This window comes from Hymenobacter negativus, assembly GCF_017571495.1.
Lineage (GTDB): Bacteria > Bacteroidota > Bacteroidia > Cytophagales > Hymenobacteraceae > Hymenobacter > Hymenobacter negativus.
The window spans coordinates 653,149-667,069 of sequence record NZ_JAGETZ010000003.1 but is presented as its reverse complement, the minus strand read 5'-3'; the positions used below and the strand labels follow the sequence as shown (position 1 = coordinate 667,069).

Annotated in this window: 13 protein-coding genes; 8 read left to right on the top strand and 5 right to left on the bottom strand. The window is 57.7% G+C overall.

Going from position 1 to position 13,921, the window contains the following annotated elements; genetic code table 11:
- The first annotated feature begins 90 nt into the window (after positions 1–90).
- The 4 genes from accC to J4E00_RS09695 all read left to right on the top strand — a co-directional run bounded on the left by accC (position 91) and on the right by J4E00_RS09695 (position 2,965).
- Positions 91–1,434, top strand: a complete 1,344-nt coding sequence (gene accC, locus J4E00_RS09710) for an acetyl-CoA carboxylase biotin carboxylase subunit (RefSeq protein ID WP_208174937.1) — start codon at positions 91–93, stop codon at positions 1,432–1,434.
- A 212-nt stretch (positions 1,435–1,646) separates the two neighbouring features.
- Positions 1,647–1,913, top strand: coding sequence for a hypothetical protein (locus J4E00_RS09705; RefSeq protein ID WP_208174936.1), 267 nt, complete (start codon positions 1,647–1,649; stop codon positions 1,911–1,913).
- Between the two features lie 74 nt (positions 1,914–1,987).
- Positions 1,988–2,383: a hypothetical protein gene (locus J4E00_RS09700; protein ID WP_208174935.1), complete on the top strand. Its 396-nt coding sequence runs from the start codon at positions 1,988–1,990 to the stop codon at positions 2,381–2,383.
- A gap of 189 nt (positions 2,384–2,572) precedes the next feature.
- Positions 2,573–2,965, top strand: a complete 393-nt coding sequence (locus tag J4E00_RS09695) for a hypothetical protein (protein WP_208174934.1) — start codon at positions 2,573–2,575, stop codon at positions 2,963–2,965.
- 434 nt (positions 2,966–3,399) lie between these two features.
- Here the strand turns inward: J4E00_RS09695 and hutF are convergent, their stop codons facing one another.
- Both hutF and J4E00_RS09685 read right to left on the bottom strand, forming a co-directional pair.
- On the bottom strand, positions 3,400–4,713 hold the full coding sequence (gene hutF / locus J4E00_RS09690) for a formimidoylglutamate deiminase (protein ID WP_208174933.1): 1,314 nt from the start codon (positions 4,711–4,713) through the stop codon (positions 3,400–3,402).
- A gap of 20 nt (positions 4,714–4,733) precedes the next feature.
- Positions 4,734–5,537 (bottom strand): N-formylglutamate amidohydrolase, encoded by an 804-nt coding sequence (locus J4E00_RS09685; protein ID WP_208174932.1) that lies wholly within the window; start codon positions 5,535–5,537, stop codon positions 4,734–4,736.
- Positions 5,538–5,743: 206 nt separating this feature from the next.
- On the opposite strand from J4E00_RS09685, the gene J4E00_RS09680 reads away from it, so the two are divergent.
- A complete protein-coding gene (locus J4E00_RS09680) occupies positions 5,744–7,141 on the top strand; it encodes a dihydrolipoamide acetyltransferase family protein (RefSeq protein WP_208174931.1) in 1,398 nt (465 codons plus the stop codon).
- A gap of 141 nt (positions 7,142–7,282) precedes the next feature.
- Complete coding sequence (locus tag J4E00_RS09675) at positions 7,283–7,480, top strand: hypothetical protein (protein ID WP_208174930.1); 198 nt, start codon at positions 7,283–7,285, stop codon at positions 7,478–7,480.
- A gap of 27 nt (positions 7,481–7,507) precedes the next feature.
- Here J4E00_RS09675 and J4E00_RS09670 read toward each other — a convergent pair whose 3' ends face one another.
- The 3 genes from J4E00_RS09670 to J4E00_RS09660 form a co-directional block, all read right to left on the bottom strand.
- On the bottom strand, positions 7,508–7,966 hold the full coding sequence (locus tag J4E00_RS09670) for an RES family NAD+ phosphorylase (protein WP_208174929.1): 459 nt from the start codon (positions 7,964–7,966) through the stop codon (positions 7,508–7,510).
- Between the two features lie 2 nt (positions 7,967–7,968).
- Positions 7,969–8,397, bottom strand: coding sequence for an antitoxin Xre/MbcA/ParS toxin-binding domain-containing protein (locus tag J4E00_RS09665; RefSeq protein WP_208174928.1), 429 nt, complete (start codon positions 8,395–8,397; stop codon positions 7,969–7,971).
- A 247-nt stretch (positions 8,398–8,644) separates the two neighbouring features.
- Positions 8,645–11,275, bottom strand: coding sequence for a valine--tRNA ligase (locus J4E00_RS09660; protein ID WP_208174927.1), 2,631 nt, complete (start codon positions 11,273–11,275; stop codon positions 8,645–8,647).
- A 345-nt stretch (positions 11,276–11,620) separates the two neighbouring features.
- On the opposite strand from J4E00_RS09660, the gene J4E00_RS09655 reads away from it, so the two are divergent.
- The gene (locus J4E00_RS09655) at positions 11,621–12,535 is read left to right on the top strand and encodes a carbon-nitrogen hydrolase family protein (RefSeq protein ID WP_208174926.1); all 915 of its coding nucleotides are present in this window, start codon (positions 11,621–11,623) and stop codon (positions 12,533–12,535) included.
- A gap of 110 nt (positions 12,536–12,645) precedes the next feature.
- Positions 12,646–13,854 (top strand): N-acetyl sugar amidotransferase, encoded by a 1,209-nt coding sequence (locus J4E00_RS09650; protein ID WP_208174925.1) that lies wholly within the window; start codon positions 12,646–12,648, stop codon positions 13,852–13,854.
- Positions 13,855–13,921 lie beyond the last annotated feature (67 nt).

Here is a 13,921-nt window from a genome sequence, read left to right as displayed (position 1 = left end):
CCGTTGCACGAGGCCTTAATAGGCGGCGCGAACGGCGGGCGGGGACAAGCCCCGCCCCTACTGCTAACTTTCTTCCAAGACCCCACCCCTATGTTCAAGAAAATACTCATCGCCAACCGGGGCGAAATCGCTCTGCGCATCATCCGCACCTGCAAGGAAATGGGCATCAAAACGGTGGCCGTGTACTCGACTGCCGACAAGGAAAGCCTGCACGTAAAGTTTGCCGATGAGGCGGTCTGCATCGGGCCGCCGGCTTCGTCGCAGAGCTACCTGAGCATGCCCAACCTGATTGCGGCCTGCGAAATCACCAATGCCGATGCCATTCACCCCGGCTACGGCTTCCTGAGCGAGAACGCAGAATTCTCGCGCATCTGCGCCGAAAACGGCATCAAGTTCATCGGGGCCTCGCCCGAGATGATAAACCAGATGGGCGACAAGGCCACGGCCAAGGACACGATGAAAAAAGCCGGCGTGCCCTGTGTACCCGGCTCCGATGGCTTGCTCGACTCGGTGGAGCAGGGCAAGAAAATTGCCGCCAAAATCAAATATCCGGTCATCCTGAAGGCCACGGCTGGTGGCGGCGGACGCGGCATGCGCGTCATCAACTCAGATGATGAGTTTCAGAAGGCCTGGGACGATGCCCGCACCGAATCGAAGGCTGCATTTGGAAACGATGGCATGTACCTGGAGAAATTTGTGGAGGAGCCCCGCCACATCGAAATCCAGGTAGTGGGCGACCAGTTTGGGCACGTTTGCCACCTGTCGGAGCGCGACTGCTCCATTCAGCGCCGCCACCAAAAGCTGGTGGAAGAGTCGCCATCGCCGTTTATGACGGACTCATTGCGTGAGAAAATGGGTGCAGCGGCCATCAAGGGCGCCAGCAGCATTGGCTACGAGGGCGTGGGTACCATCGAGTTTCTGGTGGATAAGAACCGCGACTTCTACTTCATGGAGATGAACACCCGCATTCAGGTGGAGCACCCCGTGACGGAAGAAGTGGTGAGCTACGACCTCATCAAAGAGCAGATTAAAGTAGCGGCCGGCATTCCGATTTCGGGCAAAAACTACATCCCGCAGCTTCATGCTATGGAGTGCCGCATCAATGCCGAGGACCCGCGCCACGGCTTCCGCCCCACTCCCGGCAAGATTACCACGCTGCACATCCCCGGTGGCCACGGCGTGCGCGTCGATACGCACGTGTACGCGGGCTACACCATCCCGCCGAACTACGACTCGATGATTGCCAAGCTCATCACCGTAGCCCAGACCCGCGAGGAGTGCATCGTAAAAATGAAGCGTGCCCTGAGCGAGTTTGTGGTAGAAGGCGTGAAAACGACCATCCCCTTTCACCTGGCGCTGATGGACAATGAGGATTTCAAAGCCGGTAATTTCACCACGAAATTTCTGGAGACATTTGATTTCTCGGTGGTGTAATTACCATTGCTTTCAAAAACGCCTGACTAGATTTAGTCGGGCGTTTTTGTTTCTAATTGTTTAGATTTTCATCCATTCGTAGCAATTCAGCTGTGGCCTTTTCACAAGTATTTTCTTTTCGTTTTCCAGTATTCCGGCTTCTGCTGGCATGTGCTTTACCTGCGATTCTGGCTGGCTGCGCTGATTCCTGCACTGGCAGTATCGAAACCACAGTGCTTTTTGCCAAGCCGGGACCAAAGGGCGTGGGCCGGAAAATCTATGTGGATGTGGTGAACAAGCCCGGTCTGGGTATCAAGAAAACCCTGCTTTACGAAGGCAAGGAATTTGGTACGTTCCCACACGTTGTCATCATCAGCGACCCTACCAATAAGTACGCGTCGAACCGTAGCATCTGCTTCTCGAAGTTTCGGCAAGAGGCGGCGGCCACGGGCGGAGATTTGACGGAGGAAGGCATTCCGCAGCTTGTAGTGGAGCAATAGCCGGTAGCTACATGGTGCAACCTGCCGCGATGGCCACGACTCCTGTACGGGAATTGTGGCCATTTTTCTTTCCGATGATGCGTTTTTTTGGTTTTGTTAGCGGGCTGATGCTGGCCCTGCAGGGGCGCGGGGCTGCCCAGCCAGCCTTGCCCGCTTCGCGCCCGGTGCGCGACTCGGCCTTTGCGGTGCATCAACTCTTCAAAAAGCACCGCCATTCGGCCGAGGGAGCCTTGGGCACTGGAGCCGCCAGCATTGTCGGCATGGTGTCGGGCTCGGCGCAGGACCAACAGGTGTTGATGGGGGTGAATGCGCTGGTGACGGTCGTTTCAGTAGTGGTGGGGCTGCGGCAGGCATTTCGCTATAGCGCTGACCGTGAGCACCTCATTGTGCGACGTTACGAGGAGGGCTGGCCCCTGCCGCCCGACGTGCGGCGCCGGCTCCGGATGAAATATTTCCACGCCCAACCCTGAAGCCTCCGGACCATCTTGTGCAATGAAGCCACGCTTTTCCATCTCTCACCGCGTTTCTGCGGCGGTGGTTCACGGCCAAAGCGCGGCCAGGGATGAAAAAAGCGCGGAGAACTACAGCAAGAAATTCCTGAAAATTAACAACTCACTCGCCAGTAATTTAGTCTTGTCGATGCCCTTCCCCATTCTGTTATGCCCCAAAAGCTCCTCTTACTTCTGCTTCTGACCAGTGCGGCCAGGCTTGGCTTCGGCCAAGGGCGCGATACCGTTTTTGCTGTGCACAAGATCTTTCGCGAAAAGCGGGCGGCTGGCGAAGGTCTGCAAGCCGCTGGCGACAAGGCTACCGCCGAGGCCAAATACGTCGGGCACGCCCCTCCCACCGCCCAGGAGGCCCGGCAGGATTCCTTGGGCAACACCGTATTTACCACCGTCGGCATGCTGAAATCCGGCTATTACAGCGCCGAAAACGAAGCGGATGTACTCAAGTTGTATACCGAAGGCTGGGGACTACCGCCTGATATTCGCAGGAAGTTACGCCGCAAGCATTTCCACCGCACGGCGAAGGACCTTACGGCCAACCAGTAACTATTCAGTTACTTTACGGACTATAAATCCGGCCTTTCTCGTGTGAAACACTATTATTCGCTCACTGCGTGGGCAACCCTCGCACTGCCACCAGCTTTTGCTCAAACGGCGCCACCTCCAAGCCAGTTGCCCACGCAGCCTGCCATTGCCGATATCCGGCGGGGAGGCCGGCCTGGGATGGCACTCTCTCAGACAGGTCGGTATTTCGAAACCCCGCCCAAACCTGAGTTTTTGGATGAGAAGCCAGGAGCCATTCGCTTCCGGCTGGTTGTCAATACGGCAGGCGCGCTCGATTTGGTTGTCACCGTTAGTAGCAACGTATCGGCCCGGCAGGAAACCGAATGCCGCAAGGCCCTACGGGCAGTTCGGTTCGTTACTAATAGCGTTGTACCAGAACGTGCTACGGGGTTTTACATCTTCACTTTCAAGGTACGCTAGGCCTGCTTCTCTCCTGCCCGGTAGGCCCACTGCCCATCTACCAGTGTGCCGAGAATGGCCGAGGGGTCGGTGGTGTACATGATGGCGGGCAGTAGGTACTGCACGCCTGCCTGGGCCAATAACGGCTGGTTAAGGTCGTAAACAACGGCGTCCAGCGGCTGGCCAAGGGCGAAATAGTTGATGGGGGTGCGGCCAGCGGCGCGGTGCCCGGCAAAGAAGGTCTTATTAACCAGCACCAAAGCGCCATCGGCGAAGATGTTGCGGCGGCGGTGGATGAGGCGCTGGCCATAATCGAGCCAGCGCAGGTCTTCCAACGGGTTCAGGCTGATGTGGCTGTCGGTGCCGATGGACCAGCTACCGCCCGCTTCGGCATAGTCGACCAGAGAAAAAATGCCATCGCCGAGGTTGCCTTCGGTGCCCGGGCAAAGCACGACGTTGGCGCCGGACTGGGCCAGCCGGGTAGTTTCGGCGGGCGTGAGGTGGGTGCAGTGCACGAGGTGGAATCGCTCGCTGAGGGGCAGGTTATCGAGCAGCCACTCCACCGGCCGTGCCCCAAGGTGAGCCTGGCAGCGCTCCACTTCCAGGGTTTGCTCGGCGGCGTGCAGGTGGAATGGCAGGTCGGCGGGGCCTTGGGCGTGGGTGGCCAGCACGTCGGCCGCCTCCACGGCCCGGAGTGAATGCACGCCGAAACCCAGTTGGGCGCGCTCGTAGTGGGTCACGGCCTGGCGGCTGCTGGCCAGCAGGTTCAGATAGTCGTCGAGGGTGGGTGAAATGAACCGCCGCTGGCGGGGCTGAGGCTCCCGGCCAAAATCACCCTTTTGGTAGAACACCGGCACCAGCGTGATTTTGATTCCAGCCGCCCGAGCCGCCGCCACTAGGCGCTCACCCATCTCGGCCAAGTTGGCGTAGGGGCGGCCGGTGGGGTCGTGGTGCAGGTAGTGAAACTCGACCACCGAAGTGTAGCCGTTGCGGAGCAGGTGGCGGTACAGCGTGGTGGCCACCTGCTCGTTTTGCTCGGGGCTGAAGGTTTCAGCGCAGGCGTACATGGCCTCGCGCCAGCTCCAGAAATCGTCGCGTGCGCCCACGGCGTGCTGCTCGGCCTGGCCCGCCATCCCGTACTGAAACGCGTGCGAATGGGCATTCTGAAAGCCCGGCAAGGCCGCGCCAGCTACCTTTTGCACCACTACTCCAAGCTCGGTGGGTGGCTCTTGCGACAAATATTCAATGATGCCTTGGGCATTGACGCCTACATAAGCTGGGCTGAGCCAGCCTTCTTTAAGCAGTAGGGAGGAGAAAAGAAAATAGGTCATGTCGGGCTGAAATGCAGGGTTTAGGCGGAGCAGAGCGACTGGCCAAGGGTGAGCAAGGTCTGCCGCAGAATGGTGCGAATCCGGGTGGCCCGGTCCTGGTCGTAAGCCTGCTCCGCATCATCCATGTACACATCTTTCGACATTTCCAGTTGGAGCGCATGCTGCCGCGCCTCGGGCTGGCCGAAATGCCGGGTGATGTAGCCGCCCTTGAAAGGTGTGTTGTGATTGAGCGAATATGGCCCGCTGCCCAACTGCTGCAAGGCCTGCTCAATCAGCTCCGCCGAGGCCGAAGTCTGGTCGGCACTGCCCAGAATTAAGTCCGGGAATGGCCCGGCGTGAATGGCCGCCACCACCCGCCGGATGGAGTGACAGTCCCAGAGCAGCACCTGGCCGAAACGCGCTTTGGTATCGTCTAGTAGCTGCTGCAGGGCTTCGTGGTAGGGCTCGAAGTAAAGCTTTTTGCGCCGGATGACTTCAGTCGGGGCCACTTCGGCCCGCTCATCGGTGTATATCGGTTCGCCCAGGAAGGTAGTGGTGGTGCACAGACCTGTTAATACGCGCCCGTCGTGGTAAAGCGGGCTGCTGTCGGGGTTGCGGTTTAGGTCGACCACCCAGCGGCTGTAATTGGCTTTCAGGATGGGAATGCCCAGCTCGATGGCAAAGTCATAGAGTTGATGCACAAACCAATCGGTATCATCGGGCGGGAGCAGGCCAGACTTCAATGCTGCCTGAATGTCATCGGGAAATGCGGTGCCAGCGTGGGGCACGCTGACCACGATGGGGAGCAGTTGTGCGGTGGGTTGCGTAATATCAAAAAGCTTCATTGCAGAGCAGGGGCCGTGGATAGTTGCATGCGAAGGGCTGTATATCGGCGTGTAAAAGTAGTGCTTCAGGGCGTGGCTCACCGCTACGCTGGCGAGAGGTGAAATATCCCTTTGCATTGCACGGCGGGGGCGTTCGGCTTTTGGGCTACCTTTGCGGTACCAAACTCCCACCCCACCTCTTATTACCCCAAAATACCCTCCTACATATGGCACGAGTGGAAATGACGATGCCCAAAATGGGCGAATCCATCATGGAAGGCACCGTCCTGAAATGGCTCAAACAAGTTGGCGACACCATTGAGCAAGACGAATCGGTGCTGGAAGTGGCCACCGACAAAGTTGATACCGAAGTGCCCGCCATCTATGCTGGCGTGTTGCAGGAAATTCTGGTGCAGGAAGGCCAGGTGGTAGCCGTTGGTGCCCCCATTGCCATTATGGAAACCGATTCGGCTGGCGCTGGTGTGGCGGCTCCGGCTAGTGCTCCGGCCGCGCCGCAAGCCGCCCCCGCTCCTTCCAGCAACGGCAGCGCCGTGCCCTACCTGCCGGAACCACACGACCCGCAGGCCGCTAAGGCTGCAGTTGGGGCCGAACACCAGCCCGGCCGTTTCCTCTCACCGCTGGTGCTCAGCATTGCCCGCGAAGAAGGCGTGAGCATGGCCGACCTGGAATACCTGCCCGGCACCGGCAAGGAAAACCGCGTCACCAAAAAGGACATTCTTGACTACGTAGCTGCCGGCAAGCCCGCCCTGGGCCCCAAAGCCGCCACGGCGGTTGCCGTTGCCCCGGCTGCGCAGCCCCAGGCCCCCGCGCCCCAGCCCGTTCCTGCCGAAACCCAAGCCGCCAAATCCCCGGCTCCTCAAGCGACCAGTACCAAGCCCGCGCCTAGCGTGAGCGGCGGCCAGGAGCTGATTGAAATGGACCGCATGCGCAAGATGATTGCGCAGCGCATGGTGGACTCGAAGCGCATTTCGCCGCACGTCACCAGCTTCGTAGAGGCCGATGTGACGGACATCGTGAACTGGCGCAACAAGCACAAGGATGCCTACAAAAAGCGTGAGGGTGAGAACCTGACCTTCACCCCCATCTTTATCCAGGCTGTGGCCCGCGCCATCCAGGATTTCCCGATGATTAACGTGTCCATCGACGGCGACTACATCGTGAAGAAGCGCGACATCAATATTGGCGTAGCCGTGGCCCTACCCTCGGGTAACCTCATCGTCCCCGTCATTCACAACGCCGACCAGCTCAACCTCAACGGCCTGACCAAGAAGGTGAACGACCTGGCTAACCGTGCCCGCATCAACAAGCTCACCCCCGCCGACCTCGAAGGCGGTACCTACACGCTGAGCAACGTGGGCTCGTTCGGCAACGTGATGGGCACGCCCATTATCATGCAGCCGCAGGTGGCCATCATGGCCGTGGGCGCTATCAAGAAAAAGCCGGCCGTGATTGAGACGCCGCAGGGCGACCTCATCGGCATTCGCCACTTTATGTTCCTGAGCCACAGCTACGACCACCGCGTGGTGGACGGCTCGCTCGGCGGCATGTTCGTGCGCAAAGTAGCCGACTATCTGGAGCAGTTCGACCCGAACACGGCTATTTAAGGTCGGTTTGGCTGTCTAATCAAAAGAACGTCATGTTGAGCGAAGTCGAAGCATCTCTACCGCATAAGTAATTGATTACTGCTGCACGCGAGATGCTTCGACTTCGCTCAACATGACGTTCTGTTTTTCTTTTGAATTTGCATGAAGAACATCGTTTTCCTTGGTGCACTGGTGCTGGCGCTGGGTCTCATTGGCTACTTGTATCAGCAGCTATCCGCTACCGAAAAAGCCTTGCAGCTATCGGAGCAGCGTTTTGCTGATTGCCAGAAAGTTACCTTCCAGTTGCAAAACCAGCTGGCACCGCTGCAAAAAAAGCAGCCCGGTGGCATTCCACAGTAAGTAGGACCACGCTACTTGTCACCCGTTCTACTTCTTCAGCCGCTCATCGAAATGGAAGGGCTGGGCGTCCAGCAGCCGTATCCGGATAAATTCGGGATGCGCTGGGTTTAGCAGCAGGTTCCGCTCCTGTGGCACTACTACTGAGGGAACCTGCAGGGCCAGGCTGCGGCCCGATTGTAGCCACTCGTGTCCAATGGTGGCCGTAGGCTGCGGCATTGATAAGCGCTGCCAATCGGCAGGCAGGTCGTCCGGCGTGAGGGCCTCGCGGCTCACATCGTCGGGCACCTCCAACGTCATAAGGTACATATCGTCGGGTAAGTCTTCGACGGGCAGGTGCACTAAGGTTTCGAGCAGGGCAATGGCCCGTTGCTCGGCGGTGTAGAGCACCGCTAGGCCGGGCAGGTTCCAGCGGCCACCGTAGAGGTAGGCGCCGTAGCCGCTCAGGTCGAAGCGCCGGGTGTAGCGGGCAAGCCGAAATACTTCCATCCCTACCCAAAAACGCCGTGCTCAATGCGCCCCAGAATGTCGCGCAGCATTCGGATTCCCACGGTGGAGTTGATGAGGTCGACGGGCTTGCGGCTACCCAGCGCGGGAATGGAAGATTCCATCCAGTGACGAAATTTCTCTTCCCCGAATAAATCGAACCCCTCCGCGTACAGCGTGGCCAATTGTACCAGCCGGTCGGTGGCATCAGCCTTGAGGCGCTGGGCAGGCGTGTAACGCTGCAAGGTGCGCACCGACAAATCGACGGCCGCCGCCAGGACTGGCAGCGGCAGGTGCGAACGCCGGGCCAGATGGTCGAGGGCTTTGCGCTGGATCCCGCGCTCAATCATGTCGACCAGCTGTAAGTCGCTGGCAATGGGCTCACCCACCACTGATGGGCCGCCCAGAACTTCTACAAAGGCATATGGAGCCATGTGGGTTGGGTTTATGATTTTGTAATACGTCACTTGGCGCCGGAACCTCGCCCTTGGTTCCCTCTCGCGTGAAAGGAAAGCCAGACGAGGCCCTTGGGTAAGCGCTGCATGCTAGTTTTTACGACAACTGACGCGAATATAACGACATATGTCGCCAAATTGATTCTATTCGTTTTATTACCAAACAAAAAGCCGCTTCCATCAACTGGAAACGGCTTTTTATTCTTAAGAAATCGTAGGCAAAATGCTACAGTCCTTTCAGCGCTTGCTCTAACGCGGCAATTTTCGTCTCTGAATCAGCCAGCTTCTGGCGCTCTTTTTCCAGCACTTCAGGCTTGGCATTCTGAGCAAATTTTTCGTTGCCCAGCTTCCTCTGCACGGAGTCGCGGAAACCCTGAGCGTATTCCAGCTCTTTTTCGAGGCGGGTGCGCTCGACGGCTAAGTCGATGTGACCTTCGAGCGGAATGAAGAACTCGCTACCGCCCAGCACGAAGCTTACTGAAGCGGCCGGGCCGGCATCGGCGAAGCTTACCTCTGAGATGCTGCCCAGCTTGCGAATAATGCCCTCGTAATCAGTTACCAGTTGCGGCTCGTCGGTTTTGGCTACCAGCGTCAGCGGCTTGTTGGGGCCGAGGTTTTTCTGATTGCGCACGGTGCGGATGCCAGCCACAATGGCCAGCACCTTGTCCATATTGGCAAGGGTTTCGGCGCTGTTGGCTGGGGCGGTGGCGCGGGGCCAAGGGGCTACGGTTACGTAGTCGCGGGGGCTCCGCTCGGCCAACTCGTGCCACACCTCTTCGGTAATGAAGGGCATGAACGGATGCTGCAGTTTGAGCAGCGTTTCGAGGAAACTGATAGTGTGGCGCAGACTTTCAGCATCAATCGGGTGCTGGTAGGCGGGTTTCACCATTTCCAAGTACTGCGAACAAAAATCGTCCCAAGCCAGCTTGTACACCGTCATCAGCGCGTCGCTCATCCGGAACTTCTCGAAATGGTCATCCATCTCGACGATGGCGGCTTGCAGCCGGGCGTTGAACCAAGTCACGGCCTTTTCATTCACGAAGGGCAGCGACGCATCAGCTTCCCAGCCTTTCACGAGGCGGAAGGCGTTCCAGAGCTTGTTGGAGAAGTTGCGGCCCTGCTCCACAAGCTTCACGTCGTAGAGCAAATCGTTGCCGGCCGGGGCCGAGAACAGCATGCCCGTCCGCACGCCATCGGCGCCGTATTGGGCGATGAGGTCGAGCGGGTCGGGTGAGTTGCCGAGCTGCTTGCTCATCTTGCGGCCCTGCGAATCGCGCACGATGCCGGTGAGGTACACGTTGCGGAACGGCACTTCCTGGCGGTATTCCAGGCCGGCCATAATCATGCGGGCCACCCAGAAAAACAGGATGTCCGGCCCCGTCACCAAGTCGTTAGTGGGGTAGAAATAATTGATGTCGGCGTTGTCCGGGTCCTTGAAGCCATCGAATACCGAAATCGGCCACAGCCACGACGAAAACCACGTATCCAGTACGTCTTCGTCCTGGCGCAAGTCGCTGAGCTGCAAGCCGGGGTTGCTGCTTTGGGTCCGGGCTTTCTCTAGAGCATCTTCGGCCGTGAGGGCTACCACGAAGCTGCCATCGGGCAGGTAGTAGGCCGGAATCTGCTGGCCCCACCACAGCTGGCGCGAGATGCACCAGTCGTGCACGTTCTCCATCCAGGCCCGGTACATGTTCTTGAACTTGGGCGGATGCAGCTTGATTGTGTCGTTTTCCACCACTTCGAGCGCGGACTTGGCCAGGTGCTCCATTTTCAGGAACCACTGCAAGCTGAGCTTGGGCTCAATCACGGCTTTGGTACGCTCCGAGGTCTGCACAATGCTGGCATACTCCTCGATTTTCTGAAGCAAACCGGCTTCCTGCAAGTCTTTGGCAATCTGCCTGCGCACGGCGAAACGGTCCTGGCCCACGTAGAGCACGGCCTTCTCGTTCAGTGTGCCATTATCAGCCAGAATGTCGATAACGGGTAGGTTGTGCTTCACCCCCAACTCGTAGTCGTTCAGGTCGTGAGCGGGCGTCACTTTCAGCGCGCCGGTACCGAAATCCATCGATACGTATTCGTCGAAAATCACCGGAATTTCGCGGCCCAGCAGTGGGATGCGCACTTTCTGGCCGGCCAGGTGCGCAAAGCGCGGGTCGTTGGGATTCACGGCCACGGCTACGTCAGCCATAATTGTTTCGGGCCGCGACGTTGCCACGGTCAGAAACTGGCCCTCCTGCCCTACTATGGCGTAGTTTAGGTAGTACATTTTGGCCTGCACGTCCTTGGCAATCACCTCCTCATCGGAGATGGCGGTGCGGCCTTCGGGGTCCCAGTTCACCATGCGCACGCCGCGGTAAATCAGGCCTTTATTATACAGGTCCACGAACACGCGAAGTACGGCCTCGGTCAGGTCGGGCTCCATGGTGAAGCGGGTGCGGTCCCAATCGCAGGAAGCGCCTAGCTGCTTGAGCTGCTCCAGGATGATACCGCCGTACTTGTCTTTCCACTCGAAGGCGTGGGCCAGAAACTGCTCGCGGGTCAGGTCGGTCTTGGCAATGCCCTGCTCCTTGAGCAAGGCCACTACTTTGGCTTCGGTGGCGATGCTGGCGTGGTCGGTGCCGGGCACCCAGCAGGCTTCCTTGCCCTGCATGCGGGCGCGGCGCACCAGCACGTCCTGAATCGTATTGTTGAGCATGTGCCCCATGTGGAGCACGCCCGTCACGTTCGGCGGCGGAATGACAACGGTGTAGGGCGTTTTCTTGGGATTGGCCTTGGCTTTGAAAAAGCCCTGCTCCTGCCAACGCTGGTACCATTTGGCTTCAACGTCGGTGGGCGAATAGGTGGGGGCGAGGGACATGGGGGATAATAGAGAAAGCAGAAAGTGCAAAAATAGGCAATAGAAACGCGGGGTCAGCAGGAATGAGCCGGCAGTGATTTCGACACAAGCATTGGCATCCCTGGCCAACAGTCGTTAAAATTCTTACGCCCCGTCCTCAAACGAAAATATTTTTCAGGCGCTGCCATTCGAGTATAATTTCTCCTGACTGTCAGCAGCGTAATGAAGCATTGGTTTTAATGCTTATTTAATACAAGTCCTACCCGTATTTTTTACCTTTGCTTGCCGACCATTCGCAAGCCTTTGGGTTTAATTAGGAGTTTGTATCTTCCGAGTGTTTAGTTATAATCTGTACATTATTCCCCGATGGCTAAGCTCTTTAATTTCCTAAAGTCGGCTCCTCCTACACCGCCTGTGCAAGCAGTGCCGCCGCCTATAGGCACCCTTCGGGTAGGCCTGGGGCAGCTACTGGTAGAAGGTGGCGAGCCTGCCCGAAACCTGGCGCGTGCGGTGGAGCAAATTGCCCAGGCTGCTGCGCAAAAGTGCGAATTGGTGCTGCTTCCCGAAACCCTCGATTTTGCCTGGACGCACCCCAGTGCCCTCTATGAGGCCCAGCCAATTCCTGGCCCGTTCAGCGACGTGCTGTGCGAAGCGGCTATCAAGCACGGCCTGTACGTATGTGCTGGCCTCACAGAGCGCGCCGCCGATGGCCGCAATTACAATGCCGCTATTCTCATCAACCCCCAGGGTGAGATTATTGTCAAGTACCACAAGATTAACCTGCTAGCGGTGGAGCAGCCCTTCTATGCGGTGGGCCAGACGCTGAATGTGGTGGACACTCCGCTGGGCAAAATCGGAGTAAATGTATGCGCCGATAATTACCTCGATGGCTTATCTATTGGCCACACGCTGGCCCGTATGGGGGCCGAATTTATCATCGCGCCAGCTTCCTGGACGGTCGACTACTCCGTTACCGAAGAGCACGACCCGTACCAGGAAAAATGGGTGAAGCCCTTCTCCATCCTGGCCAAGCTCTACAACGTGGTGGTTATTAGCACGACATCGGTTGGCTACATTGTAGGCGGACCATATGAGGGAAAAAAAAGTGTGGGCTGCTCACTGGCCATTGATGCCAACGGTATTCAGGCGCAGGGCACATTCAATGAATTTGCCGGCGAGTTGGTGGTGGCCGACCTGAAACGTCCTCACCGCCCCGAGCGCGGCACCGAAATTGGCCTGATGCTTCAGCGCAAAGGATACCAGTTCGACCAGTTGCCCTGATTCTTACGTACGCCATCCCGGTTAACCGCTCTCCCTTTTAGCTACCCGCCCCTCGCCCTTCTCATGCCCACCCATCGGTCCTTTTTGCAGCCTCTCACCCCCTCCTCCTTTTGCTTACTCAATTACACCCCGATGATGCCCTGGTTGCCGGCAAAGTAGCTCCGGATTATCAACGCTGCACCCGCTGTATCATGGATACCACGGCACCGGGTATCACATTTGATGACAATGGCACCTGTTCTTTTTGCGATGTGCATGACCGAATGGAACAGGCATTTCCGCTTGGCGAAGAAGCACATCGCACTGTGGCGCGTCTGGCCCATGAAATGCGCCGGGCCGGTCAAAATCGCCCTTACGACTGCGTACTAGGCGTGAGTGGTGGCCGCGACAGCACTTATACGCTCTGGTACTGCGTTACCCAATTGAAACTACGCCCCTTGGCGGTACACTTCAACGATGGATTTGGAAACCCGGTGGCTGGCGAAAACATGGTGCGCACCTGCCAACGCCTGGGCGTGGAGCTTCGCACCATTACCTCGGACTGGCGCGAATCAAAGGACCTAAAAATTGCTTTCCTGAAGGCCTCCGTACCCGATATGGAGGAAGGCACTGACCTTGGTATTGCCACGGCCCTATACGGCGTGGCCGCCAAGGAAAAAATTCGGCACGTGGTCATTGGCCAGTCATTCCGCACCGAGGGCATTGCCCCGCTGAGCTGGAATTTTCTGGATGGGCGCTACCTGCGGTCTGTGCACAAACAATTTGGCACGGTGCCCTTGCGCCGCTGGCAGCCCAATGACCCCGGCTTCAATCTGGGCATTAAAGAAATGTTTTATTACGCCTTTATCCGGCGTATCAAAACCGTGACCCTGCTCTACCACCTCGACTACGTACGGAGCGAAGTAGACGAGTTGCTGGTGCGTGAACTGGCCTGGAAAAACCCCGGCGCGCACTATTTTGATGACCTCTACCAGAGCGTTATCTACTACCTCAACCGCATCAAATTCAACATCGACCGGCGGCTGTTCAATTACTCAGCCCTGATACGGTCGGGCCAGATGAGCCGGGAATATGCCTTAGAGCGCATTTCGCACATCAACTCCATTGAGGACGAAGCCGTCATTCAACTTTGCATCAAGCGCCTGGGGCTCACGCGGGAAGAATTTGAGAAGATTGTATCCGCACCACCCAAAACCTTCCACGACTACCCCAACAGCTACTCGTTCCTGCGCCTGATGAAGTATCCCATCAAGCTGATGAGCCAGTTCAACCTAATTCCCGAATCGGCTTACGATAAGTTCTTTAACTGCGGTACCTGAGCCTGACTAAACCAACGTAAAAAGGCCGCTTCCTATATCAGGAAGCGGCCTTTTTACTGAATGCCTG